The following is a 24,644-nucleotide window of genomic DNA, read 5'->3' on the forward strand; positions in this document are numbered from 1 at the left end:
GAAGCGTTGCTCGCCTGCCGACGTGGCCGTGCAAGAGACGAAAAAGCGCAATCGGGCACGCCGGGTTGCGCGTGTCTGGCAACTGGCGCCTCTGGGTGTCTCGCTCCGTATCTCTGGCCGGCGGTACGTTAGGCCGTACTCTTGGCGGTTCAATACTGCCACCACCTATCATAATAGGTCAAGAGGAGAGTGGCTATCCTGCTATGACAGGTATAATTCGCGGAACGCCAGCAGCGCCCCGGGATCGCCAGCCAGGTGACCCGGCGAAACACGAAGGACCCGGACCGTGACCACGCCCCAGCCCAGATTCAGACAAATCGAAGAGGAACTCCGCCAGCGCATCGTCGACAACAAGCTCGGTCCTGGCGCCAAGCTTCCGTCGGAATCCGAACTGATGGCGGAATTCGGCGTCAGCCGCATCACGGTCCGGCAATCGTTGGCCGGACTGCACGCTAGTGGCCTGATCGAGAAAGTGAACGGCAAGGGCAGCTTCGTCACCCGGCCCGCTGAGACATCGAACTTGGGGCCGCTAACGGGCTTCTATGAGTCTTCGCGCGCGCAGGGAAAGCTTGCCTATGGCAAGTTGGTCTCGGTGCGCAAGGTCAGGGCGCCGGCGTTTGCCGCAGAAGCACTGGGCCTGAACACTGGCGATACGCTACTTTGCGCCACTACTCTGCGGATGTCGAATGACGAGCCCGTGGCCATCTTCATGATCATGGGAGACGAGGCGGTGATCCGTGCGTTGGTGAAAGAAGACCTTGAAACCAACGATGTCATGGCGATCTTCGAGAGCCGGATGGGTTACCGGCTGAAAGAAGTCGCTACCGTAAGCTCGGCGATCCCTGCCGCCGGGGATGTGGCGCGGCGGCTGGGGGTCGCCGACGGGACCCCGCTGCTACGTCTGCGGTGCACTCCGATCGATATCCGCGGCAACGCGCTTTGCACCTCGGAACTGCTCTTCCGGGGCGACCGCTATTCCCACAAGGCTAGGATGACGCGCTAGCCGATGCCACTGATGGGCGTCGTTCGCGCGCGTGGCGCTATGACAAGATATCGGAATTAGATTCTGGCAATTCGATTGGGATGACGGTGTGGCTAAGGCCCATGTCCTGATCCGGCACATGCAAAACGGCCAGGACGGCGACCCGGATGTGGCGATAGACACCTTGCCGTATCCGGGATCGGTACACCTTTGATGGCTTAGCAGGTCATCGGGAGGCGTGCGATTCCCCTGATCGCTCGCTTTAGAAAATCTGGCGCACACCAACGGTGACGCCGACCATACTCTTCTGTCCGGTCATTTGCGGGTAGTTGAAGGCAAAGGCAGTCGCCGAGCTATCGAAGCTCAGGCCGCCATTTCGCGCGTAGCCGGCCGACAGATACACGTCCGTGCGTTTGCTGAAGTTGTAGTCCGCAGTAAAGCTGTACTGCTGCATGTTGGCGGGGTTGGTCTGCGGCGCGCCGACTGCCGCGCGCGCCGACTTGACGTCCGCGTAGTAGTAAGCAAGTGACAAGCCCAGCGCCGGCGTGGCCTGGTAGTTGAAGCCAGCCCACCAATAGTCATCGCGCAAGAGCGTGCTCCCACTGCTGAAGTCAGCCTTGTTCCGGCGGTAGCCGCCCATGACTTTGAGCGGACCTGTGGTATAGCTGCCGGCGGCGGCAAACTTGCGTACCGCGCCGGGCTGCCCGGTGGTCACGGCCGGTCTCCATTGGTCATACGCCAGTGATGCCCCGAATCCGTTGCTCAGGTACTGCAGCGAGGCGCCATAGGCTGTGTTGTCGCTGAAGTGCCCCGGCGTTTCGCCTGCGCCACCGTTGGCCAGCGCGGTGCTGRCATTCAACACCGAAACGCCGGTCCCGAAAGAAAAATGCGCCACTGTCTGGAGCCCGCCGAACCGGCCGGTGTACTTGACCATATTGCTTTCGCGGTAGTTCAGACCCATCCACCAGATGCCCGGCTCATAGGTGGCGGCAAACCGCAGCGGCGAGAAGTTGGCGAGGCCATCGAAGAAGCTGGTGTACTGGCGGCCCAGCGTGACCTTGCCGTAGACGTTGTTTTGCAGCCCGACAAACGACTGGCGCCCGAACAGCAAGCCCGACTGCAGGTTGCCGGTATCGGGCTGGAAGCCGCCTTCCAGCACAAACAGAGCCTGGTTGCCGCCGCCGAGCTCCTCCACCCCGCGCAGGCCCCAGCGCGATGCTGACAGGCCACCAACGCTGGGCTGTGCAAAGCGGCTGCCGCCGACGTTCGGCGTCGCCGGCGATGCTGCCACCCTATTGACGTATTCCACTGAGGCGTCGATCACGCCATAGAGGGTAACACTTGATTGTGCCTGTGCTGCACCGCTCATAGCGCTCAATGCAGCCAGGGCGAATAATGATCTCTTCATGCTATGTCTCCTCCTCGTGCTTTTTGTGAATGCCAATGACGCCAGCTACTTGCCGCTAGGGCGCACACGCATTCATTCGTGCATGCGCCGACGCTCGCGCTGCATTGCATTAGAGCGTGGAGGGCTTTTCGCGAACCCACCCAAAAGGAGTGGATCGCTGCAATGTTGGCTTTAAACCCGGAAAGCMGCTGCGAAGCAGTGAGTACCTATTGACGGACGCGGCAGATTGATTCTTGTGATTTCAGCAAGCCAGAATGGACTTGCCCGCAATGCGTGGTACCGACTGGGGGGCTGGTGTGGCCGGGGCACGCTTGGCGTGCCCGGTAGCGGGTAGTGGGGGTAGTGGGTGACGGCGCACCTTTCAGCCGAGAGGAAGGGGTTGCGGGCCGGCTGGCGGCCGGCGCTGACATGCGTGACAGGCCGATGACCGCAATGGTTGCTGCCATCGGCCGGGAAGGCGGTCCGCGTTGTGCGCCCCCCGCAAGCCGTCCTACGCTACTCCGCGCCCGTGCTGCTCCCAGTATGGCTTGCGCAGGTCGTTCTTGAGGATCTTGCCCACGCTGGAATGCGGAAGGGCTTCGCGGAATTCGACGCTGCGGGGACACTTGTATCCCGCAATGCGCTCGCGGCAGTGTGCCTGGATTTCCTCCGCGGTTGCGCTCGTGCCCGGTTTGGGGACGATCACGGCGTGTACCGATTCGCCCCATCTCTCGCTGGGCACGCCAATCACCGCGCACTGGCCGACGGCAGGGTGGCTGGCGATAGCGTTCTCCACTTCAGCCGAGTAGATGTTCTCGCCGCCGCTAACGATCATGTCCTTGATACGGTCCACTACATAGACGAGTCCTTCCTCGTCCATGTAGCCACCGTCGCCCGTATGCATCCAGCCGTTGCGCACCGCTTCCGCCGTGGCTTCGGGCTGATTCCAGTAGCCGAGCATGACGTTGCCGCCACGCACCGCGATTTCGCCGACGGTGCCGCGCGGCACCTCCTTGTCGGACTCGTCGACGATCTTGACCTCGACACACAGGAACGGTTTGCCCGCCGCCCGCATCTTGCCGCTGATGAAGGCTTCCTCCGTGTGATATTCCGAACCCAGCATGGTTGCCAGCGGGGAGAGTTCGGTCATGCCATAGCTCTGCGTGAAATCCACGCCCGAGAAAGCTTGCTGCGCCCTGCGCAGCAGCGTCTGGGAGATTGGCGACGCGCCATAGCCAATCCGCGTCAAGGAGGAGGTATCCAGGCGGGAACGTTCTTCGGGATGCTGGTCTATCCAGTCGATCAGCATCTGGAGCATCGTCGGGGCTAGCGTGAGCTGCGAGACGCGATGGCACGAGATGGCTTCCAGCGTTGTCGGCGCAGTGAATGCAGGTACCACCACGTGGGTGCCTCCACTGAGGAACAATGCGTTGACGGCGGCGAAGTTGGCCAGGTGGAACATCGGCATGGCATGCAGGTATACCGCATCCGCGCCGCAGCGGCCCGTCGTCAACTGCGTCAGCGCGGAGATGCCGAGATTCGAGTGACTTAGCATGACCCCCTTGGGAAACCCGGTGGTGCCGCCCGTGTAGAAGATGCCGGCAAGATCGTCGCCATGTCTCCAGGCATCTTCGATCGGATTGGCGTCGGCGATCAGTTGCTCGAAGTCGAGCATACCGGCCGGCGTTTCGGCGTCGCCTGCGTAGATCAGGTGACGTACGGTTCGCGCTTCATCGGCAAGCTTCTCGCCGGCGGCTTTGAAAGTATCGTCGACAATCAGGATCAGGCTGGCTGAGTCATTCAGCGCGTACAACATCTCCGCATGGCTCCAGCGGATATTGACGGGATTGAGGACACCGCCGGCCCAGGGCACGGCCATGTCGTACTCGAGATAGCGCGCCGAATTGATAGAGAGCATCGCCACACGCTCGCCGTCCTTCACGCCGAGTTCCCTCAATGCGCCCGCAAGCCGTGCGACGCGGTCATGGAGTTGCGCGAAAGTCAGGGTCTTGTCCTGGAAGCGAACTGCAACGGCGTTCGGGCGCTGTTGTGCGGAACGGTGCAGGCCTTGGGTCATGTACATGCTGGTCTCCGTTGCCCCGGCATGCGCTGCGCTAACAGGCAGGCGGCCGGAGTCTTAACGTTATCGATGCGTTGAGGTGCCCTTGGGCCCTCGCGGATGCAGGAAAATTATGTCGTAGGTGCCGCTGGCGGAACCACCCCGAAACGGGGGGTGCCGATCTGCGCCGCACCATGCAGGATGCCATCGCTGGCTTATCTCCCTGGTGTGCATCATCGAACATCGGGAGGCCGGGAAGTTGCCACTGCGCCTATATTGGCGATATGCCCGCCTTTCGCAAGTGGGAAGTCCAGTCAATGGTGGACGGCATGTGGCCTTTCCCCACGGTGCGCGGACGGTGCATTTTAACTGTGCGGCACGAAATGCCCACTCGTTCAGGCGCGGTTCGGAAGCGGAGGGGCACCCGCGCTCCGCCTTGCGTACGCGAACGGCGTACCCGACTTCAGTTCCATCCGGCGCGCCGGACGAGAAAGCCAGAGACATGACATCTATGGAACCACCACCGTCCCCCGCTGCCACTCGGCAGGTCCCGCCCCGCCTCAGCAGCCGCACCATCCCGCGCAATCACCTCGTCGCGCGTCTCATGCAGGAGCAGTACCGAAGGCTGGCGCTCATTACCGGGAGTGCTGGATTCGGCAAGACCATGCTCCTGGCGCAGTGGCGCCAGGAGCTCGTCAAGTCGGGTGCGGACGTGGTGTGGCTGCCGCTCGCTCCCGATGACAACTCGCTGCCGCAGTTCTGCGCCACCTTGCATGCAGTGTTGCAGCAGGCAGGCCTGTTGCCCGATGCGGATCTGGTGATGCTCGGCGCGTTAGATGGCGGGCCGCATGAAGTGGCACGGATCCTAGTCAACGCCCTGGCGCACTGCCAGTCGGAGCTATATCTGCTGATCGATGATGTGCACCATGTCACGGACCCCGCCACTATCGCGCTGATTCAGGCCTTGGTCGATGCCGCAGTGCCCGGCTTGCACCTGACGCTGGCTTCCCGCACCGCGTCGCCGTTGCTGGTCGGGCGGCTGCGCGCCATGGGCGAGCTGACGGAGATTCGCGGCGCGGAGTTGTTGTTCGATTTCCAGGATGCGCTCTGTTTCCTGAAGGTCCATCTGGATCCGAGGATCGATCTAGATACCGCCAAGCGGATTCATGACCAGACGGAGGGCTGGGCGATCGGCCTGCAACTGGCATCGATCGCGCTGAAGGCAAATCCGCGCGGGCGCGCGCGGTTGCGCTCGCCGGGACCCAGGAGCGCCGATCTCGCGGCTTATCTCTCCGAGGACGTGATTGCGGATTTGCCGCCGGATCTGTTCGCTTTCCTGTTGCGTGTCTCGGTGCTGCGCCGTTTCTGTCCGGAGGCCGCGGCATTTGTCACGGAATTCGCGCGCGCGGCGGAGATGATTGCGGAAATCGATGCGCGCAATCTCTTCCTGCTGCCCGTGGACACGAAGGACCAGTCTCACTGGTACCGGTTCCACCCGCTGTTCGCAGAGTATCTGAGCAAGCGCCTGGAGCAGGGCGGGGCTGACGTGCGCCGTCTGCACTGCCGCGCGGCGCAATGGTTTGCGCAGCATGATGCACTAGCGGAGGCCATGCATCATGCGTTATCGAGTGACGCGTTCGAACCGGTGGTGCTACTGATGGAACGCTCCACGCCGCCACTGAGCAGCATCATCCAACTCAGCGGATTCCTGCGATGGGTGGAGCGCGCGCCGCCGGAGCGGATTGCGCGGCATCCCCGCCTGTCGCTGATGGCCGCCTGGGCCTGTGTCATGACGGGGCGGGCGTCCACGGCCGGGAAGTGGATCTCCGCGTTTGAATCGGCCGGTACGGCGCCGAAAGATTCGTCGCAGATCGGCTTGCTGAAGGCCATGCTCGCCGTGCAGCATGATGACGTGGAGCGAGCGCATGTCATCTTGCGCTCGCTGGAGGAGGCGCGGTTTGCCCCACCGTTGGCGCAGCATCTGCGCGTTGCCCTGACCATCCGCTGCCTGAGCGCGGAAGGACGCCATGCCCAGGCCCGCCGTCTTTACAACGGGCCGGCGGCACGCGCCACCCGCCTCGCGACGGCCGAACTGGCGCTGATCGCCGGCGCCGCCATGGCCAGTAGTTGCCTGCTGGAAGGCAAGGCGAACGAAGCCGAGCGGATCAGCGCAAGTGCGCTCGAGCAGGCGGAAACACACTATGGCCGCCGCTCGGTCAGCGCTTGCGTGTGCGCGGTTGTGCTGGCCGACGCGCTCTATGAGCTGGATCGACTGGACGGCGCGAGCGAGGCGCTAGCGAACCGTCTCGACATGCTGCGCATTTCGTCCCCCGACATCATGCTGCGTGCGGCGCTGTGTCACGCCAGGCTGTTGCTGGCGGATGGCCTGCGGCGCCAGGCAGTGGACTATCTGGTCGAGGAAGAGGCGCACCTGCGTAATCTCGGCATTGATCGTGGCGCGGCACACCTTGTGGCCGAGCAGTCGCGCATCGTGCTCGGCGATGGCGACCTGCGCCATGCGGAATGCCTGCAAGCTTCGCTTGACGACCTTGCGCAGCGCTATGCCGGCACCTGCCCGCGCGATGCCGACATCGGCATGCACGCGGCGCGGTCGCGCGCCCGCCTTGCGCTGGCGCGGCACCAGCCGCAGAAGGCGCTGCAGGCGGTTGCCGCGATGCGTGGCGCCGCTACGCGCTACGGCCGGGGCGCGTTCCTGGTGAGCGTCGATTTACTGGAAGCCCAGTCGCTGGACGGGCTGGGGCGCGAGCCCGAGGCAACCGAATGCCTGCGCGCGGCGCTCGCCGCGGGATACCGGCTGGGACTGGTGCGGACCATCAGGGATGAAGGCCCGAGGGCGGTAGCCATGCTGCAGCGCCTGGGGGGCGGCTACGACGAAGCAATGCCCTCCTACCTTGCCCGGCTGACCGGGCCGGCGACCAGCGTTACGCGGGAAGGCACGCAGACCGGCAAGGGTGCGCTGGCTCCGGCGACCACGGCGGCCGAGTGCTCCGTGCTGACCTGGCGTGAGCAGGAGATCGTGGCGTTGCTGAAGCAGTCCATGTCAAACAAGCGGATCGCGCTCACGCTGAACATCAGCGTCCAGACCGTCAAGTGGAACCTCAGGATGATTTTCAGCAAGCTCGATGTATCGAGCCGGTACGAGGCCATCGTTGCCGCGCGCAAGTTGGTCCATGGCACGGAGCCTGGCTGAAGGGCCGCGTCGTATCCCATGCGGGCCGCCGCGGTGACCCACCCTTCGCGAGGGGGGAGATGTGCACACCGTTGGCCTATGCTCTACCCGTTTGTACAAGACGTCGGCTCCAGCCGGCTGCTCAAGGCAAGACGGGACATGCGTCGCGTCCACAGGATCAGGGAAGGGACTGGTGCGCTGGGGAGCGCCCGGCTTGCTGTCGGCGTCCTCCCAACTATCTCCATGCTCTCCGGCTGTCGGCGCCGACGGGCATTTCGCTCCGGCCTGCGGGCCAGGGCCTTTCTATTCCTTTGGCGGTGCGAATAGTCGGTTCGCGCGGCAATACCAGCCAGGCGCGCCGGGTCGATGGCGCTCCTGGCGCAACTGTAAAGAAAGAAGCGTTCTCGTATCGTAGACGCCATAGCTCGGAGGGACACAGGATGCAACAGGCAAGACGCCGCGTATTGCGGCTGCTGGCAGAGGGAACCGCGGCCGCAACGCTGACGGGGGTGAACATTGGCACCGCGGCGGCACAGCCTTCCGCCTTCCCAAAGCGCGTGGTGCGGTTGGTGTGGCCCTATAGCGCGGGCGGCACCGGCGACCAGTTCGCGAGGGGGCTGGCCGAAGTACTGGCAAGTACGTGGGGCAAGGCCGTGATTGTCGACAACCGTCCGGGTGCGGGCGGCATGATCGCCGCGGACATGGTTGCCAAGGCCGAGCCGGACGGCCACACCTTGTTGATGGCGCTGACCAGCGTGGTGCAGACGCCGCTGCTATATGGCAAGCCACCTTACAACCCGGTACGCGATCTTGCCGCCGTCTCGGAACTGGCAACCATCCACCAGACCTTGGTGGTCCATCCCGACCTGCCGGTGACCAGCATGAAAGGCCTAGCCGAGTATGCGCAGAAACTCGGCAAGCCCTTGCCATATGGCACCGTCGGCCTGGGGTCAAGCAGCCATTTGCAAATGGAGGTGTTTGGGCGCAATGCCAAGGCGGCGCTGATGCATGTGCCATACAAGGGTGAGGCGCCATTGATGACGGACCTGCTCGGCGGCCAGGTGCCCGTGGGGCTAGTCGCCGCGGTCACTGCCCGCCAGCATGTGCGCACCGGCAAGCTCCGGCCACTGGCGGTAGGTGGCGCGGGCCGCTCGCCTTTGCTGCCGGACGTTCCCACCTTCCAGGAGGCGGGCTTTTCTGGGATGGACCGAACCGGCTGGTTCGGGATGTTCGCGCCGGCGGCCACGCCGCCGTCCCTGGTCCAGCGGATCTCGGCTGACACCAACAAGGCGCTGGAGAATCCAGCCCTGCGCACGCGCATGCTGGAAGCAGGCATCCTGGTCAAGGGCAGCACGCCGGCCGCGTTCTCCCAGGTGGTCCAGCGCGACCAGGTGTACTGGGGCGAGCTGATCCGTTCCGCCGACGTTCGGCTGGACTAGGGGCGCATGACTGGATGTAGACGGGACCTGCCGTGAATGGCGGGCCTCGTACTGCACCGGGGCGTCAGTCCAGCTTTGCTCCGGTCATCTTGATCAAGCGTTCCCAAGGCAATGTCTCATGAGGGAAGCCTTTTGGCTCTCGATCCCGATTGCCGCGCCGGTAGCGCGGCAATGTGCCTTTCCTGCTGGGCTGCATTGCTACTATCACTACTACCCGACCCCGCCACCATGCCGAAGCGGTGGTAGGGGCGGACATTCATACTGTGGGTTGCGCCTTGCCAGCGTGCAATCACGCGGTAAGCGCAGCCCTTGACTCACAGCGCCACGACGGCGTCGCCGAGAATCTTCACTTCGCCATATTGGTTGGCCGTCTCGATGTGCAGCTTAACGCGGCGCTCGCCGCCGGCCTCGAACTTCTCGACGACCTTGCCGGTGCAGGTGATCTGGTGGCCGAGGTGGGTGATGCCGGCAAAGCGCGCATTGAACTCGCGCACCTGGGCCTGGCCGACCCACTGAGTCAGCAGGCGGCCGAGATAGGCCATCGACAACATGCCGTGCGCGAACACGTCCGGCATGCGGCCCTTGCGGGCGAAGTCGATGTCGATATGCATCGGGTTATGGTCGTTCGAGGCTCCGGCGAACAGTGCCAGCGTGGTGCGGTTGATCGGCGCCAGTGCCAGTGCAGGCAGTACGTCGCCGACCTGGAGGGTGTCGAAGCTGGGCGTGGTCATGGTACAGTTCTCCCGATTATCCGTTGCGGTGTACCAGCACATTGCGTACGTCGGCGACGTGTTCGCCGCGCTGGTTGGTGACGCGGCTCTCGCGCACCAGGAATGAAAGGGCGCCGCCTTTCTTCTCATACACGTCGGTGATCTTGCTCTCGAAGGTGAGCGTGTCGCCGGCGTAGGCCATGCGGTGGTAGGTGAACTGCTGTTCACCGTGCAGTACGCGCGCCAGCTCGATGCCGGCTTCCTCGCGCCAGTTGCTGGCCGGGCGCGCCAGTTCCAGCGAAAACAGGAACGTGGGTGGCAGCGGCAGCGTGGGGTGGCCGGCGTCACGCGCGGCGGCTTCGTCGAAGTAAATGGGGTTGGTTTCGCCGATGGCCTTGGCGAAGAAACGCAACTGCCCGGCCTCCGCGGTAACGTGCAGCGGCGGGAAGGCCATGCCGATGATTTTCTTGTCAATCATGTCGATGTATCCGGTTCAATGGGGTCATATCGAAATCAGCTCTTCTGGTAGACGGTCACCACGCAGGCGCCGCCCAGGCCGAGGTTGTGTTGCAGGGCCACGCGCGCGTCAGTGACCTGCCGGTCTCCCGCGGTGCCGCGCAACTGATGGACCAGCTCGAAGCATTGCGCCAGGCCGGTGGCGCCGAGCGGATGCCCCTTGGAGAGAAGACCGCCTGAGGGGTTGGTCACGTAGCGTCCGCCATAGGTGTTGTCGCCGTCGTTGACCATCTTCTCGCCTTCACCCTCGCCGCACAGGCCGAGCGCTTCGTAGGACAGCAACTCGTTCTGGGCGAAACAGTCGTGCAGTTCGACCACATCGACGTCCTGCGGACCGATGCCGGCTTGCTCGTAGGCGATGCCCGCAGCCTTCCTGGCCATGTCGAAGCCGACCAGGCGGATCATGTCGTTGGCGTCGAAGGTGCTGGCGGGGTCGGTCGTCATGGCCTGGCCGGCAATCCGCACATCGATGCGCAGGCCCCTGGCGCGGGCGAACTTCTCCGAAACGATCAGCGCGGCGGCGGCGCCGCAGGTCGGCGGGCATGCCATCAGGCGAGTCAGCACGCCGGGCCACATCACCTTGTCGGCCATCACTTCCTCGGTCGTAACGACGTTGCGGAACACCGCCAGCGGATTGCGCGCGGCGTGGAGGCTGGCCTTGGCGCGGATCTTGGCGAAGGTCTCAAGTTTGGTGCCGTACTTGCGCATATGAGCCTGGCCGGCGCCACCGAACAGGCGAAGCGCGTTCGGCACTTCGATCTGGCCGAGCAGCGCATCGGCCTGCGTCTGGAAACGCTCCATCGCGCCGGCGCGGTCCGTCCAAGGCGACTTCAGCGCGCCTGGATTCATCTGTTCAAAACCAACGGCCAGCGCGCAGTCTACCGCGCCGCTTTCAACCAGCTGGCGCGCAAGGAACAGCGCCGAGGAACCGGTCGAGCAGTTGTTGTTGACGTTGACCACCGGGATGCCGGTCATGCCGACCCGGTACAGCGCCTTCTGGCCGCAGGTGGAGTCCCCATACACGTAGCCGGCGAAGGCCTGCTGCACATCCTTGTAGTCGAGGCCAGCGTCTGACAGGGCCATGGTGACCGCATCGCCTGCCATTACGTCATAGGGGGCGCTTGTACCTGGCTTGCTGAAGGGCACCATGCCCACGCCGGCAACGTACGCTTTATTACTCATAGTCTCTCTCCTTGGGGATTTCGATTGAGGCGAGTGGGGCGCGGACCCCACTACGTCGGTGTGGCCGGATGACGGCTCAGAGCTTGCGCGTGATGATGTCTCGCATGACTTCGTTGCTGCCGCCGTAGACGCGCGTGACCCGAGTGTCCACGAAGGCGCGTGCGATCGGGTATTCGAGCATGTAGCCGTAGCCGCCATGCAGTTGCACCATGTCGTCGATGCACTTCCACATGGATTCGGTGGAATACAGCTTGGCGATGGCGGCTTCCTCCCCGGTCAGGCGGCGGCGCATGTGTTCGCCGAGGTAGTAGTCGACCATAGTGCGCAGCGCCACCGACTGGGCCTTGACGTCCGCCAGCTTGAACTTGGTGTTTTGGAAGTCCCACACGGTCTGGCCGAAGGCCTTGCGGTCCTTGACGTACTCGAGGGTCTGCTCAAGCAGGCGCTCGACCTTGGCGGCGGCGCTCACGGCGACGATGAAGCGCTCCTGGGCCAGGTCGTGCATCAGGTAGGCGAAGCCCTTGTTGGCCTCGCCCAGTAGGTTGCTGGCCGGTACGCGCACGTTGTCGAAGAACAGCTCGGCGGTGTCCTGCGAGTGCATGCCCACCTTCTGCAGCCTGCGGCCGCGGCGGAAGCCCTCGCGGTTGGTCTCGACCATGATCAGGCTGATGCCCTTGGCGCCGGCTGAGGGGTCGGTCTTGCAGACCACCATCACCATGTCCGAGCAGAATCCGTTGCTGATGAAGGTCTTGCTGCCGTTGATGACCCACTCGTCGCCGTCGCGCACGGCGGTGGTGCGGCAGGCCTTGACGTCCGAGCCGCCACCCGGCTCGGTGATGGCCACGGCCAGGATGGTTTCGCCGCCGCAGATCTTCGGCAGCCAGCGCTCCTTCTGCTCCTCGGTGCCGAGGCGTGCAATGTACGGGGCAACGATGTCCGAGTGCAGGCCGAACGAGATGCTGACACCGGTATAGGCCATTTCCTCGGCGATGATGGCCGCGTGGCCGAAGTCGCCGCCGCCGCCACCGTACTCGGTCGGCAGCGCGGTGCACAGCAGGCCTTCGCGGCCGGCTTTCAGCCAGGTCTCGCGGTCGACGACGCCATCCGCGAGCCACTGCTCCTGGCGCGGCACGCACTCGCGCTCCAGGAAGCGGCGCACGGTGGTGCGGAACTGCTCATGATCTTCACGATAGACATTGCGGAGGACTTCCACGTATGACTCCTGGCAAGAATGGGAATGGGTTGTTGGGGCCGCCGCGAGACCGGATGGACCGGTGCCGGTCAAGCCCCCGTTTCAATGATCCGGCGGGTTAGTTGTAGCCCCGCACGGCAATGCCGTCGTACAGCGCCTGCTCGGCTGGGTTGGCATGGCTTTCCTGGGCGAACTTTGCGGCTACTCCGCCGATGGGCAGCGTATGCGGCTGGCCATGCGGAGGCTTGCCGGCCGACATTGGATCGGGCCGCTCAGACAGATGCGCTCCTTCGGCATTGGGCTTCTCTTTCATGTCGTAATCTCCTCATGCCCGGGCCGGCAGCTGGCCGCGCGGGCCAAGCGGCGCTACCCTGGCTATACCCTGCGCACGCACGGCAAGGCATCGGACCCTGTCAGATCGCGCCGCTGCCGCCGCCGCAGATCACCACCTGGCCGGAGATATAGTTGGACTCGGGGGTGCAAAACAGGTAGACGGCGCCTGCCGCTTCCTCGGGCGTGCCCGCACGGCCCAGCGGAATGCGCGTGGCGGCGCCGTCGAGCATGGCCTTCTGCACGCCGACCTTGATCTCGCGGCCTTCGATACTCACGGTCTTGCTCTCGCTGCCGGCCAGCGCTTCAGTCAGGCGCGTCTCGATCAGGCCGAACGCTACGGCATTGACGTTGACCTTCAGGCGGCCCCACTCCTTTGCGATGGTCTTGGTCATGCCCAGGATGCCGGCCTTGGCCGACGAATAGTTGATCTGGCCGGGATTGCCGCCGGCAGCGCCCGAGGAGATGTTGACGATCTTGCGGAACACTTCGCGGCCGTCGGCCGCCTCGGCCTTGGCGGCCGCGCTGATCACCGGGTAAGCGGCGCGCAAGATGCGGAACGGCGCGGTCAGGTGGCAGTCCATGATGGCGTACCACTGCTCGTCGCTCATCTTCTGCACCACGTTGTCCCAGGTGTAGCCGGCATTGTTGACGATGATGTCGATACCCATGTAGTTCTCCACGGCGGTCCTGACGAAGCGTTCGGCGAAGTCGGACGCGGTGACGCTGCCGACGCAGGCCACGGCCTCGCCGCCGAGCTTGCGGATCTCTTCGACCACGGCATGCGCCGGTTCTGCGTCCAGGTCATTGACCACGACGCGCGCGCCGTCGGCGGCGAGCTTCAGTGCCACGCTGCGGCCGATGCCGCGACCCGAACCCGTTACCAGGGCAACCTTGCCATTGAGTTTTTTCATTGAACTAGTCTCCAGTTCCAATTTGGTGGATAGTGTGTCGGAGGGGCCGGCGGCGTCTCTTTGGTCATCCAGAACCATCCGGCCGCCTTGCACGCTGTTGCCATCACGGCCTGCCGGCGTGCAGCACGGACAGATCTCAGCGTACCGGCCTGTCCCGCTTCGCAACCCTCCTCGAAATGGGGGGGAGGGTGATTTTTGCGTCGCAGAAAGCGGATCCCCGTGCACTCACCCCAGCGCTCAGCGCGGGTCCCTTCAGTTCGATCAGCAGGTCTTTGGCCGCAATGCGCTCGCCGGGCCGGACATGCACTGCCTCGATTTCATAGTCCCGCTCGGCGACGATGTGCACATCCATTTCCAAGGCTTCGAGGTAGAAGGGCGCACTTGGGCCGGGGGCGGCATCTCCGGGGCGTGTCTCGGGTGGCTTGGTGCTCTTCCCCCCTGACCCTCCTCGCCGCGGGTGGGGTCGGGAGCGCCGCACCGTATTAGCCTGTGTGTCGTGGCCGGGTGGCGGATGACCTGCCTGAACGAATCACCAAAGAGGAGACGCGATGTTGTCAGGTATCAGGATTGTGGAGATATGCGGGATTGGTCCCGGGCCGTTTTGCGCCATGCACCTGGCTGACTTGGGTGCCGACGTGATTGCCGTCGAGCGCGAGGAAGCGGGCGGCCGCGGTAGCCCCAGCTTGCTCAATCGCGGCAAACGCTCGGTGGTGGCAAACCTCAAGACACCCGAAGGCCGGGAAGCGGTGCTGCGCCTGATCGAAGGGGCTGATGCGCTGATCGAAGGCATGCGCCCCGGCGTGATGGAACGCCTCGGCCTGGGGCCGGACGTGTGCCTGGCGCGCAACCCGAAGCTGGTCTACGGGCGCATGACGGGTTGGGGCCAGACCGGGCCGATGGCCCAAGCCGCCGGCCATGACAACAACTACATTTCGCTGTCGGGCGCGCTCTATTACAACGGCACGCCGAAAGAGCCGCCGTCGTCGGCCATCACAGTGATTGGCGACGTGGGCGGCGGCGCGCTCTACCTCGCCGTCGGCTTGCTGTCGGGCATCCTGAAGGCCCGCGAGACGGACCAGGGTACGGTGGTGGACGCCTCGATCGTCGACGGCTCGGCGCATATGCTGCAACTACTGCTCGCTACCCGCGCCAAGGGGTTGGTGACCGGCGCGCGCGGGGAGAACGTTCACGACGGCTCGCACTTCTACGGCACCTACCGCTGCGCGGACGGTGGCTTTGTCACGCTGGGCTCGCTGGAGCCGCAGTTCTATGCGTTGTTGCTGGAAAAGCTTGGGCTCAAGGACGATCCGCGCTTTGACCAGCAATGGGACCGCAAGCGCTGGCCGGAACTGCACCAGCACTTCACCGAGGTGTTCGGCAGCAAGACGCGCGATGCATGGTGTGCGCTGATGGAGAACACGGATGTTTGCTTCGGCCCGGTCCTGAGTCCGCAGGAGGCTGCGCAACATCCGCACAATGTGGCGCGTGGCATCTACTTCGAGCGGGAAGGCTTGCTGCAGTCATCGCCGGCGCCGCGTTTCGATGGCCAGGTACGTACGCCGGGGCCGATTCCGCAACGGGGGGAGCAGAGTGAGGAGATCTTGTCGGCGTTGAACAGCGCTGAACCGGGGACGGTGTGGCGCGCGTAGGGCGTTCTCGGAAAGCCGTTGTGGTTTGCGCTCTCGTGCTTGCAGGAAGGCGCCCGGCATGGCGCATCAGATGATTCTGGCCGCTTTCAGCGTTTCCAGTTGCGCACTCGTGATGCCCAGCCCGCCGTAGATCGCCTCGTTGTTTTCACCGGTAGCGGGGCCGCTGCGAGGCGGCCGAGGCGCGTACCCGGAGAATCGGGGCACCACGCAAGGCGCGGGTATCGTGCCCAGGTCGCGGTCCTCCATGCGGACGATCGCATCACGGGCACGCAGATGGGGATCGTTGACTACATCGGCGATGCTGAAGACCTTGCTGAACGGTACTTCCCGGGCTCGCAGTGCCGTTGCTACGTCTTCATAGGATTGCGCGGCAAACCACGCGGCAATCATCCTGTCCAGCGGCTCGATATTCCGGATTCGGTCGGGATTGCTCCTGTACGCGGCCGATTCCGCCAGTTCCGGATGCCCCATCGCATCGACGAGACGCCGGAACGTGGCATCCGATGAGGCAACCAGTGACACCCACACGTTGTCGGCGGTGCGGTACATATTCGAGGGAGCAGTATAGGTGGCACGGTTGCCCGCGCGCTCGCGCACTTGTCCCAGTTGCTCGTATTCCACTGCAAGCGGCTCCAAGACGCGCAGCAGCGCCTCGGTGGCGGAGAGATCGATCTCCCGGCCCGGCGCGTCCGGGGCTCTGCGCTTGTCGGCGATCGCCGTCGCAATGGAGAATGCGCCAAATAGTCCGGCCACCATGTCGCCGACCGGGTAGTTCATGTGCATCGGGCTGCCGCTCTGTTCGCCGCACAGGTTGGTAAAGCCGCTCATCGCTTCGAAGATCCGCGCGAATCCCGGCTGGGATGCGTAGGGGCCGGTTTGCCCGAAGCCGGTCAGGCGCATCACTGTCAGGCGCGGGTTGGCTGCGTGCAAGGTGCCGATATCCAGTCCCCATCGGTCCAGCGTCCCCGTGCGGAAGTTCTCGACCAGTACGTCAAACTGCGGCAGCAGGCGCAGGAAGAGTTCCCGGCCTTGCGGGGTTCTGACGTCGAGCGAGATGCCCTTTTTCCCGCGGTTGGTCACTTTCCAGTAGAGAGAAAGGTCGCCTTTGACCGGGGCCAGCCCGCGCAGCGGGTCGCTTCCGTCCGGCAGTTCCAGCTTGACCACCTCAGCGCCCATGTCGCCGCACAGGGTGGCGGCGAAAGGACCCGCCACGACGGTGGCCATGTCAAGGATGCGCACGCCGCTTAGCGGGCCTGCCTGCGAGGCCTGCGGGATCTGCCGGGCGGCGGTGGAGTCAGTGTGTTTCATGTTGGGTTACCGGGTCTCTTGAAGTCGGGCAGGACCAGCGTGGACCAAGTGGAATGGGCATGCAAGGATGGTTCCGCACAGCGAAACCGTTTTGATCCATCATTGACTTGGCTACCCGACGGATACCACGATGGAACCCATCAAGAGCACACTCGCCATGGAACAGACTCTGATTTCCGGCCTCGCTTGCACAGAGGAACTCTCCAGCGACCGACAGTTCGCGACCAACCTGGCACGCGGCGTGGAGGTCCTGCGGGCATTCACGCCAGTCCGGCCAATCCTGGGCAACCAGGACATTGTGGTCAGCACCGGACTGCCGAAAGCCACGGTCTCGCGATTGACCTACACGCTGTGTTTGCTGGGCTTTCTGAGCCGGGTCCCTAACACGCAGAAGTATCGCTTGGGCGCGGGGGTACTGGCGCTGGCGTATCCGATGCTCGCTGGGCTGGCCGTCCGGCAGGTAGCCAGGCCGCATATGGAGGCCATCGCCCGCGAAACCGGCTGCACGGTGAATCTCGGCATGCGCGACCGGCTTGCTGTGGTGTATGTCGACAGTTGCCGGCTGGACCCCGCCAACGTGTATCAGCCGGATATCGGCAGTACACGCCCGATACTGTCCAGCTCAATCGGGCGCGCGCTGCTGTTGGGCAGCAGCGCGGAGGAACGTACTGCGATACTGAACCGCCTGCGCGTGGACGATCCCGAACGGTTCAAGCTGGAGAAGCCGATGTGGACGCGGGACCAGCAGCATTTCACAGCGCGCGGCTTTTGCATCAGCCGCGGCGAGTGGCGGCCGGAGATCCATGCGATCGCCGCGCCGGTCCGGCAGAACGCGCAGCAGGAGCCGTTTGCACTGAACTGCACGGTAGCGGCACTACGGGACAAAGACGGATTTCTGGAGCGAGATGTCGCTCCGAAATTGCTAGAGGCCGTGCGGCAGATCGAGCTTGGCTTGATGCGGTAGGGCGCCACCACCTGATAAACGGCACGCAGAGGCCGCAGAAATCTTCCTGACGGAGACGACAATGAATGGAACGAATTATCCTGCCCGCCTGAAACGCGGCCTGCTCGCCTGCGCAATGCTGGCAGGCATCTTGCCGATGGCAGCCGGGGCGGCGGAGGACGCGGCGCGTTATCCGGATCGGCCGATTCGGATCATCGTGCCGTTCTCGGCCGGCGGCGTGGTCGATTCGGTAGCGCGGATCGTCGCGCAGAAAATGGCGAGCTCACTGGGCCAGGCCGTCATTGTCGAGAACAAGGCGGGCGCGGGGGGCGCGATCGGGACGGACGCTGTGGCCAAGGCGGCGCCGGACGGCTACACATTGCTCGCCGTTAGTCCAAGCCACGCGGTGGGGCCGTTGCTGAATGCCAGCATCACGTGGAGCGCGGAACGCGACTTTCGGGCGATCGGCGGGTTCGGCATGATTCCCAACGTCATCGCCGTGCCGGCATCTTCCCGGCTGATGACGCTGAAGAGCCTGCTCGACGAGGCCCGGGCGCACCCCGATACGCTGACGTACGCCAGCGCTGGCATCGGCACCTCCAATCACCTGGCAACCGCGCTGCTGGCGCAGAGCGCTGGTGTTCAAATCACCCATGTCCCCTATAAGGGGCAACCCGAAGCGTTGAACGACTTGCTGGGTGGGCGCGTCTCGATGATGGCAATTACGGTTGCAATCGCCCAGTCCCACGTTAAGGCCGGCAAGCTGCGAGCGCTCGCCGTGACTTCGTCCAAGCGCTATCCGGGGCTGCCCGATGTGCCCACGGTGGCGGATGCGGCGGGCTTGCCAGGTTACGAGGCCGGCGCATGGTTTGGACTTGTAGCACCGCGCAAGACACCGGAGGCCGTCGTACGGAAGCTGGCCGCTGCAGTGGCACAGGGCGTCGCCTCTCCCGATGCCGCTGGCCACCTTGCGGAGCTTGGCATGGACGTGTCTCCACAGACAGCATCCGCGTTCGACCAATACGTTGGCGCCGAGTCGCGCAAATGGGCCAAGGTCCTCAAGGCATCCGGCATCACCGCGCAATAACTTCTCACCAGAGGTTCACATCCCATGATCACAGACCCGTCGGGCCTGCACGCCTTGTTGGCGGATATTCGCCGTTTTGTGCTTGAAACTTGTATGCCACTGGAGGCCGGGATTGACCAGAGCGACACGATCCCCGAGGCCGTGGTGCGGGAAATGCGCGTGCTGGGCCTGTTCGGCCACAGCATTCCGCAAGCTTATGGCGGCGCCGGACTCACTGCCGAGGAACTGACGCTCGTCAATATCGAAGTGTCCCAGGCAGCGACCGTGTTCCGTGCGCGTTTTGGCGGCAATACCGGCATTGCATCCGAGTCTCTGGTATCCGACGGCACCGCGGCCCAGAAGGCACGGTACTTGCCGCGGCTGGCCTCGGGTGAGATGACGGGTTGCTTTGCCCTGACCGAGACGGAATCCGGCTCCGACGCGACCTCGTTGCGCACGGAAGCCATCCGGGAGGGGGACCACTACGTCCTCAACGGGTCGAAGTGCTTCATCACCAATGCGCCCCTGGCCGACCTGTTCACGGTGTTCGCCAGAACGGATCCCGGCAAGCCAGGTGCGCACGGCATCAGCGCTTTCCTGATCGAGCGCGGTACACCGGGGCTGAGTACCGGGCCGGCCGAGCGCAAGATGGGCCAGCACGGTTCGCCGGTGGGCGACGTCTACCTCAAGGACTGCCGTGTTCCGGCCTCGGCCATTGTGGGCGAGATGCCTAACCAGGGCTTCAAGACAGCGATGAAGGCGCTCAACAAGCAGCGTATCAACCTGGCTGGTCTGTGCATTGGCCCGGCGATCCGGCTCGTCGACGAGATGGTCCGCTATGCCGGCGCTCGCGAGCAATTCGGCCACCCCATCGCCGACTATCAGTTGGTGCAGCAGATGATTGCCGACAGCAATACAGAATTGCATGCGGCGCGTGCCCTGGTGCTGGAGACAGCGCGCAGGCGCGACAACGGCGGCGACGTGACCATGGAAGCGTCGATGTGCAAGATGTTTGCCTCCGAAATGGCGGGACGCGTGGCCGATAGGGCTGTACAAGTCTTTGGCGGCAGCGGCTACATGGCGCGCACCGTGGCCGAGCGCTTTTATCGGGATGTGCGCGTGTTCCGCCTGTATGAGGGCACCACGCAAATCCACCAGCTCAATATCGCCCGGCGCACCATGGCGGCGCGCGCCGATGCGCTCGATATCGCGGAGTCCGGGAAATGAGCGCGGCCTACCGGCCGCTCGCCGGCATGCGCGTGGTGGAGTTCGCGACCGTCGGAGCGGTGCCGTTCGCCGCGCTGCTGCTGGCGCAGCATGGCGCCGAGGTGCTTCGGATCGCGCCGCCAACCCCGCGCGACCTCGGGGTTCCGGTTGCGGCAGCAGGTGACATTGCGACCTGGGACCGCGATTCCGTGCAATTGAATCTGAAAACGGAGGCGGGAAGGTGCGATGCACTGGATCTTGTGGCATCGGCCGACGTGCTCATCGAGGGTTTCCGTCCGGGGGTGATGGAACGCCTGGGCCTTGGACCGGAAGCGTGCCACCGGCGCAATCACCGCTTGATTTACGGTCGGCTCACCGGCTGGGGACAAACGGGACCATGGGCCCATGTGGCCGGGCATGACATCAACTACATTGGCATGACGGGCGCGCTGGCAGCAATCGGCGAAGCCGGGGGCCGTCCGGTCCCGCCGCTCAATGTACTGGGCGACCTAGCCGGGGGTGCGCTCTACCTGGTGGTGGGGATACTCGCGGCGGGCTGGGATGAGTCGCGCAAATTGCAGGGTTGCGTCATTGACGCCGCGATGGTCGACGGCAGCCTGCATACGCTGAGCGCTGTCTTCGGCCGGCTGGCACAGGGTGCATGGCAGCCAGAACGCGGTAGCAATGTCATTGATGGCGGTGTGCCATGGTATCGGACGTATGAGACCGCCGACGGTAAGTTCATGGCTGTGGGCGCCATCGAGCAACGCTTCTATGACGCATTCGTTGCAGGGCTGGGCTTCGCGTTGGCGGAGCTGCCGTCGCGAAGCGAGCGTCGCAACTGGGCCGAGTTGGAGCACCGCTTCTCCACGCGGTTCAAGATGGCTCCGCGCGAGCATTGGGAGCGCATATTCGATGGCACCGATACTTGCGTGACGCCGGTCCTAGATCTGACTGAAGCCTTATCTCACCCCATCCATCAGGCGCGTCGTGATGGTCGACTCGCGGAGACGGCTGGGGCACGCCCTCAAATTGCGCCACGGTTCTGCTGGTGCTGAGCGCGCCCCGGGGTAGTCCGTGGGCTGGCGGCCGTTCCCGGTGTGTATGGGTGTCGTGGTTGAGTCACTCCACGCTGCCATTAGCCACTCGTCGCACTGGGCCTCGGTGTCGCCGTGCAGCGTAGAGGTGTGCCGGGTCAGCGCGGACGCGCAGGCGCCTGCGACTGGCCCGCCGCGAGATCCCGCAAGCGGCCTACCGCCTCGTCCCGCCCGGCTACGTTGAGCTTGGCGTAGATGTTTTTCAGGTGCCATTTCACGGTCTCCGGCGTGACACTGAGTACCCGTGCGATCTTCTTGTTTGGCATGGCCTGCGCGAGCAGTTCTACCACTTCCGCCTCGCGCTCGGTGAGAGCAGGCATCGCGCCAGCCGGATCGGCGGGCGCGTCGGCCGAAGGCTCGCCCACGGTCTGGGCGGCGGCAGCCAGCAGGCGCTGGACGTAAAACGTGAGTACTGGGTCGAGCACTTTCTGCTGCATCAGCGCATTCAGCTGCTCGGGTACGCGCGACGAAACATCGAGCAAGGTGCGCACCAGCCCAAGCCGATGACCCAGGCGCACTGCCTGGAGGAGGTTTTCGCTTGCCGAGCGGGTGCGTCCGCAGGCCTGCTCGACCAGCGCGAGCTGCATGCGCAGGCTGGCCACGCGCCGCCAGCGGCCGCTCGCCTCGGCCATTGAGATGAGCGGTACCAGCTGGGCAAGCGCGGCTTCGAAATCCTTGCGGTGCACGCACATGTCGATGCGCGCGCGTCTGGCCGCGACAGTGATCTCCCATGAGGGGCTGTGGGTGGCGTCGGCGTAGCGCACGCCGAGCCTTCCCAGCTGTGCCAGTACCGCTTCGGCCAAGTCCGGTTCGCCCTGCTGGAGGTGCCAGCGCAGGCGCGCGCCCAGTGCGTGTGCGAGGAGCCTGTCCAGGCCATGGGTGGTGGCGTATTCTTCGAGGCGATCGAGATAGGCCCGCGCTTCCTGGTAGCGGCCTGCGCGCCAGTGTGCGGACGCCAAGATCAGCAGCGCCCGGAACACCGTATCGGGTATCGAGATGCGCTCCAGCACCTCAATGCGTTCCTCCAGCATCCGTCGCGCGGCGTCGATTTCATTGAGTTCATACATGGCATCGCCCAGCAGGCCTGCGGCCATGCAGGCGACGCCGATGAAGGCTGCGCCGTACTTCTCCGCCTCCTGCAGGGCATCGCGGAAGATGCGCTCGGCGCGTACGATGTCGCCTTCCAGCGCGTGGCTCATGCCGCCCAGGCAGCGTCCCACCAGGCTGGTGCGCGGCGCGGCCTCGCGCCTGCCCTCGTCTTCCAGCACCTTGCGAGCCATCTCATACTCGCCGCGGTACATATACATCCACGACAGCACGTTGCTCCGCCCGGCGAGGGTGAGGTCGTCGGCGTCGGCCGGCACGCGCTGCAACTGGGGCAGCAGGGCCACCACCGCATCAGTATCATCGCGCTGCAGCGCCAGGCCGGCGCGCAGCAGGACCAATGCATAACGCTGGCCGATATCGAGTTCGCCACGCGTGGACGCTGCCTCCAGCTGTTCGATGGTCTGCGCGACGGCGTCCAGGTCGCGCGCGTACAAGCGTAGGTGCGCCAAGAGCAGGCGCAGGCTGAAACGTGCATTCACTTCTTCGGCCGGCAGCCGCCGCACGAGGGCAGCTACTTGGCTCAATTCGCCCTGCATGTATAGGTCGCGGGCGCAGGTCTCCACCAGATCGGCCGCGGCCTGCGGTTCGCCTGCTTGCACGGCTTGCCGCACTGCCTCATCGATATGGCCATGCTGTTCGAACCAGCGCCAAGCTGCTGCATGCAGGGCGCGCCGCTCGTCGTCGGGCAGGGCGGACAGGCGGGCTTGCAGCACCTCGCGCAGGAGTGGATGCATTCGGTACCAGGTCTCGCGGTCGCGGCCGCTGATCTGCGTGATGAAGAGATTCTCGCGGTCGAGATGCGCAAGACGCGCCATCATGCGCGCGACGGCGTGCGGTGTTCCCAGCAGGGTGGCGCACAACGGCGCGGAAAACCGGTTGCAGATCGAGATGCGGGTAAGTAGCTCTAGATCGTCCGGCACCAGCCTTTGCAGTACCTCGCGCTCGAAGTAGCTGGCGAAAGCGCGCGCATCGCGCACCTCCATGCGCGCGTATTGCGCGCCTCGCTTGGTCTTGAGGTCGAGGGCGAACAACTGCAAGCCGGCGATCCAGCCGTCGGTCAGTTCGTGCAGCACCTCGGCATCGCGCTTATCGATTTTGCCGAGCTGCTCGAGCAGAAAGCGTTCGGACTCGGTGGCGGTAAGCCGCAGGTCGCGCAGGTCGAATTCGCTCAACAGTCCCTGTGCGCGCACGCGCGACAGCGACAGCGGGAGGGCGCTGCGCGAGCCGAGCACCAGGTGCAGTTGCGGCGGCGCGTAATCGAGCAGGCACTGCAGGGCTTCGATGATGCGCGGATCGTCGATGTGCTGGAGGTCGTCGAGCATCAGCACCAGTTCGCGCGGCCTGCTTGCGACGCCATTGACCAGGGTGATCACCCAATGCTCGATTGCCGATTCCTCGCTGTCGCGTCCCATGAGCAAGGCAGCTTCGCGCACCATCTTGGCATCCACTTCTGCCAGGCTTGCCAGGAGGCAGTCGAAGAAGCGGGTGGGCTCGTTGTCCTCGGCGCCCAACGAAAGCCAGGCCACGTCGAAGTCAAGTGACAACAGCGCCTGCCGCCATGCCACCAATGTGCTGGTCTTGCCACTGCCGGCCGGCCCCTGGACCACCACGCAGCGCTGGCGCCTCGCATCGAGCATCCGCGCCAGCAGCGCTTCGCGCGGCATCAGCCGACGCGCGCCGCGCGGCGGTACAAGCTTGGTGCTGGCGATAGACCTGGCTGCATGGCCGGTGGAGACGGACATGCCTTCGGACGTGGGACAAGAGGGGCGCATTGGTGCTGGCGTGGTGATCAACTTTAGTGTTCCGCTGGCTTGCCGGCATCGTATGCGGCTGTGCAGCTGATTCCGGAGTAGAGGAGATGAGGCAGATTATAGTGCCGTGCCGGCGCGGTACGTTTGGCGCCTCGGCAAATCCAGGGAAAGTAAACTTCTCGCTGGACGCCTTCCGTGACATCAGTCGCCTGCCACCCTGGCCGGCGCCATCCTGCCCACTTTGTCTTCAGGGAGCACCGCGGGAGTGCGGACGTCTTCGAGCTTGCCCCCGCCAGCGGCGCCGGTAAGTGCGAGAAGACTTGTATCGCTCGACAGAGACTTTTATCTCTCTTTCTCACGGAGCCCAGACACCGGCACACGCCGCATCCTGGGTGGCTTTTTGCCACCCGCGTCCATGCCGATAACTACTCTTATCAGCATGAGGATTCGGAATGCAAAATTGGTCGGTTCAAGATTGGGTCAGACAGATTTCCAGCGAAATCAACGGCTTGTGTTAAGACTAGGTTCGGTTGGCCAGCCGTTGCGGGAGCGCAGCCGACCGGGTTATGTGGTCATTGCCGGTACTGCCTGATCGTCTCGCAACGGGCCAGCAAAA

General features: G+C 64.4%; 19 protein-coding genes. 8 read left to right on the plus strand and 11 right to left on the minus strand.

The window, feature by feature from the left end; all coding sequences use genetic code 11:
* Nucleotides 1-286: 286 nt before the first annotated feature.
* The gene (locus tag AB4061_RS19970) at nucleotides 287-1,003 is read left to right on the plus strand and encodes a GntR family transcriptional regulator (protein WP_441636792.1); all 717 of its coding nucleotides are present in this window, start codon (nucleotides 287-289) and stop codon (nucleotides 1,001-1,003) included.
* A gap of 241 nt (nucleotides 1,004-1,244) precedes the next feature.
* Here the strand turns inward: AB4061_RS19970 and AB4061_RS19975 are convergent, their stop codons facing one another.
* Together AB4061_RS19975 and AB4061_RS19980 are read right to left on the minus strand one after the other, a co-directional pair.
* Nucleotides 1,245-2,390: a porin gene (locus AB4061_RS19975; protein WP_441636794.1), complete on the minus strand. Its 1,146-nt coding sequence runs from the start codon at nucleotides 2,388-2,390 to the stop codon at nucleotides 1,245-1,247.
* A 490-nt stretch (nucleotides 2,391-2,880) separates the two neighbouring features.
* Entirely contained in the window at nucleotides 2,881-4,452 is a 1,572-nt protein-coding gene (locus AB4061_RS19980) for a long-chain-fatty-acid--CoA ligase (protein WP_441636796.1), read from the minus strand.
* 118 nt (nucleotides 4,453-4,570) lie between these two features.
* On the opposite strand from AB4061_RS19980, the gene AB4061_RS19985 reads away from it, so the two are divergent.
* Entirely contained in the window at nucleotides 4,571-7,639 is a 3,069-nt protein-coding gene (locus AB4061_RS19985) for a LuxR C-terminal-related transcriptional regulator (protein ID WP_441636798.1), read from the plus strand.
* Between the two features lie 419 nt (nucleotides 7,640-8,058).
* Entirely contained in the window at nucleotides 8,059-9,057 is a 999-nt protein-coding gene (locus tag AB4061_RS19990) for a Bug family tripartite tricarboxylate transporter substrate binding protein (RefSeq protein WP_441636800.1), read from the plus strand.
* A 314-nt stretch (nucleotides 9,058-9,371) separates the two neighbouring features.
* Here AB4061_RS19990 and AB4061_RS19995 read toward each other — a convergent pair whose 3' ends face one another.
* The 7 genes from AB4061_RS19995 to AB4061_RS20025 form a co-directional block, all read right to left on the minus strand.
* Entirely contained in the window at nucleotides 9,372-9,788 is a 417-nt protein-coding gene (locus AB4061_RS19995) for a MaoC family dehydratase (RefSeq protein WP_441636802.1), read from the minus strand.
* A gap of 16 nt (nucleotides 9,789-9,804) precedes the next feature.
* Nucleotides 9,805-10,245, minus strand: coding sequence for a MaoC family dehydratase N-terminal domain-containing protein (locus AB4061_RS20000; RefSeq protein WP_441636804.1), 441 nt, complete (start codon nucleotides 10,243-10,245; stop codon nucleotides 9,805-9,807).
* Nucleotides 10,246-10,280: 35 nt separating this feature from the next.
* Nucleotides 10,281-11,465 carry a lipid-transfer protein gene (locus tag AB4061_RS20005; protein ID WP_441636806.1) on the minus strand — a complete coding sequence of 395 codons (1,185 nt, stop codon included), beginning with the start codon at nucleotides 11,463-11,465 and terminating at the stop codon, nucleotides 10,281-10,283.
* A gap of 76 nt (nucleotides 11,466-11,541) precedes the next feature.
* Nucleotides 11,542-12,678 carry an acyl-CoA dehydrogenase family protein gene (locus AB4061_RS20010; RefSeq protein ID WP_441636808.1) on the minus strand — a complete coding sequence of 379 codons (1,137 nt, stop codon included), beginning with the start codon at nucleotides 12,676-12,678 and terminating at the stop codon, nucleotides 11,542-11,544.
* Nucleotides 12,679-12,775: 97 nt separating this feature from the next.
* Nucleotides 12,776-12,970 (minus strand): hypothetical protein, encoded by a 195-nt coding sequence (locus AB4061_RS20015; RefSeq protein WP_441636810.1) that lies wholly within the window; start codon nucleotides 12,968-12,970, stop codon nucleotides 12,776-12,778.
* Between the two features lie 100 nt (nucleotides 12,971-13,070).
* Nucleotides 13,071-13,901: an SDR family NAD(P)-dependent oxidoreductase gene (locus AB4061_RS20020; protein WP_441636812.1), complete on the minus strand. Its 831-nt coding sequence runs from the start codon at nucleotides 13,899-13,901 to the stop codon at nucleotides 13,071-13,073.
* 136 nt (nucleotides 13,902-14,037) lie between these two features.
* Nucleotides 14,038-14,253: a hypothetical protein gene (locus AB4061_RS20025; RefSeq protein WP_441636868.1), complete on the minus strand. Its 216-nt coding sequence runs from the start codon at nucleotides 14,251-14,253 to the stop codon at nucleotides 14,038-14,040.
* Nucleotides 14,254-14,449: 196 nt separating this feature from the next.
* On the opposite strand from AB4061_RS20025, the gene AB4061_RS20030 reads away from it, so the two are divergent.
* A complete protein-coding gene (locus tag AB4061_RS20030; protein ID WP_441636814.1) occupies nucleotides 14,450-15,550 on the plus strand; it encodes a CaiB/BaiF CoA transferase family protein in 1,101 nt (366 codons plus the stop codon).
* A 66-nt stretch (nucleotides 15,551-15,616) separates the two neighbouring features.
* On the opposite strand, the gene AB4061_RS20035 is transcribed toward AB4061_RS20030, so the two are convergent.
* The gene (locus AB4061_RS20035; protein WP_441636816.1) at nucleotides 15,617-16,858 is read right to left on the minus strand and encodes a CaiB/BaiF CoA transferase family protein; all 1,242 of its coding nucleotides are present in this window, start codon (nucleotides 16,856-16,858) and stop codon (nucleotides 15,617-15,619) included.
* A 130-nt stretch (nucleotides 16,859-16,988) separates the two neighbouring features.
* Here AB4061_RS20035 and AB4061_RS20040 point away from each other — a divergent pair, with 130 nt between their 5' ends.
* From AB4061_RS20040 to AB4061_RS20055, 4 genes are all read left to right on the plus strand, one after another.
* Nucleotides 16,989-17,822: an IclR family transcriptional regulator gene (locus AB4061_RS20040; RefSeq protein ID WP_441636818.1), complete on the plus strand. Its 834-nt coding sequence runs from the start codon at nucleotides 16,989-16,991 to the stop codon at nucleotides 17,820-17,822.
* Nucleotides 17,823-17,883: 61 nt separating this feature from the next.
* On the plus strand, nucleotides 17,884-18,888 hold the full coding sequence (locus AB4061_RS20045; RefSeq protein ID WP_441636819.1) for a tripartite tricarboxylate transporter substrate binding protein: 1,005 nt from the start codon (nucleotides 17,884-17,886) through the stop codon (nucleotides 18,886-18,888).
* A 24-nt stretch (nucleotides 18,889-18,912) separates the two neighbouring features.
* Entirely contained in the window at nucleotides 18,913-20,094 is a 1,182-nt protein-coding gene (locus tag AB4061_RS20050; protein WP_441636821.1) for an acyl-CoA dehydrogenase family protein, read from the plus strand.
* Nucleotides 20,091-21,131 (plus strand): CaiB/BaiF CoA transferase family protein, encoded by a 1,041-nt coding sequence (locus AB4061_RS20055; RefSeq protein ID WP_441636823.1) that lies wholly within the window; start codon nucleotides 20,091-20,093, stop codon nucleotides 21,129-21,131. The genes AB4061_RS20050 and AB4061_RS20055 overlap by 4 nt, the downstream gene beginning before the upstream one ends.
* A gap of 137 nt (nucleotides 21,132-21,268) precedes the next feature.
* Here the strand turns inward: AB4061_RS20055 and AB4061_RS20060 are convergent, their stop codons facing one another.
* Entirely contained in the window at nucleotides 21,269-24,019 is a 2,751-nt protein-coding gene (locus AB4061_RS20060) for a LuxR C-terminal-related transcriptional regulator (RefSeq protein WP_441636825.1), read from the minus strand.
* Nucleotides 24,020-24,644 lie beyond the last annotated feature (625 nt).

The organism is Cupriavidus sp. YAF13 (genome assembly GCF_052113425.1).
Classification (GTDB): domain Bacteria; phylum Pseudomonadota; class Gammaproteobacteria; order Burkholderiales; family Burkholderiaceae; genus Cupriavidus.

Bases quoted from the DNA above. Each gene is read 5' to 3' on its own strand.
- AB4061_RS20025 (WP_441636868.1), bottom strand. From the start codon at position 14,253: ATGGATGTGCACATCGTCGCCGAGCGGGACTATGAAATCGAGGCAGTG.
- AB4061_RS20035 (WP_441636816.1), bottom strand. From the start codon at position 16,858: ATGAAACACACTGACTCCACCGCCGCCCGGCAGATCCCGCAGGCCTCG.
- AB4061_RS20015 (WP_441636810.1), bottom strand. From the start codon at position 12,970: ATGAAAGAGAAGCCCAATGCCGAAGGAGCGCATCTGTCTGAGCGGCCC.
- AB4061_RS19990 (WP_441636800.1), top strand. From the start codon at position 8,059: ATGCAACAGGCAAGACGCCGCGTATTGCGGCTGCTGGCAGAGGGAACC.
- AB4061_RS20020 (WP_441636812.1), bottom strand. From the start codon at position 13,901: ATGAAAAAACTCAATGGCAAGGTTGCCCTGGTAACGGGTTCGGGTCGC.
- AB4061_RS20055 (WP_441636823.1), top strand. From the start codon at position 20,091: ATGAGCGCGGCCTACCGGCCGCTCGCCGGCATGCGCGTGGTGGAGTTC.
- AB4061_RS19980 (WP_441636796.1), bottom strand. From the start codon at position 4,452: ATGTACATGACCCAAGGCCTGCACCGTTCCGCACAACAGCGCCCGAAC.
- AB4061_RS19995 (WP_441636802.1), bottom strand. From the start codon at position 9,788: ATGACCACGCCCAGCTTCGACACCCTCCAGGTCGGCGACGTACTGCCT.
- AB4061_RS20040 (WP_441636818.1), top strand. From the start codon at position 16,989: ATGGAACCCATCAAGAGCACACTCGCCATGGAACAGACTCTGATTTCC.
- AB4061_RS20000 (WP_441636804.1), bottom strand. From the start codon at position 10,245: ATGATTGACAAGAAAATCATCGGCATGGCCTTCCCGCCGCTGCACGTT.
- AB4061_RS20045 (WP_441636819.1), top strand. From the start codon at position 17,884: ATGAATGGAACGAATTATCCTGCCCGCCTGAAACGCGGCCTGCTCGCC.
- AB4061_RS20060 (WP_441636825.1), bottom strand. From the start codon at position 24,019: ATGTCCGTCTCCACCGGCCATGCAGCCAGGTCTATCGCCAGCACCAAG.
- AB4061_RS20030 (WP_441636814.1), top strand. From the start codon at position 14,450: ATGTTGTCAGGTATCAGGATTGTGGAGATATGCGGGATTGGTCCCGGG.
- AB4061_RS20050 (WP_441636821.1), top strand. From the start codon at position 18,913: ATGATCACAGACCCGTCGGGCCTGCACGCCTTGTTGGCGGATATTCGC.
- AB4061_RS20005 (WP_441636806.1), bottom strand. From the start codon at position 11,465: ATGAGTAATAAAGCGTACGTTGCCGGCGTGGGCATGGTGCCCTTCAGC.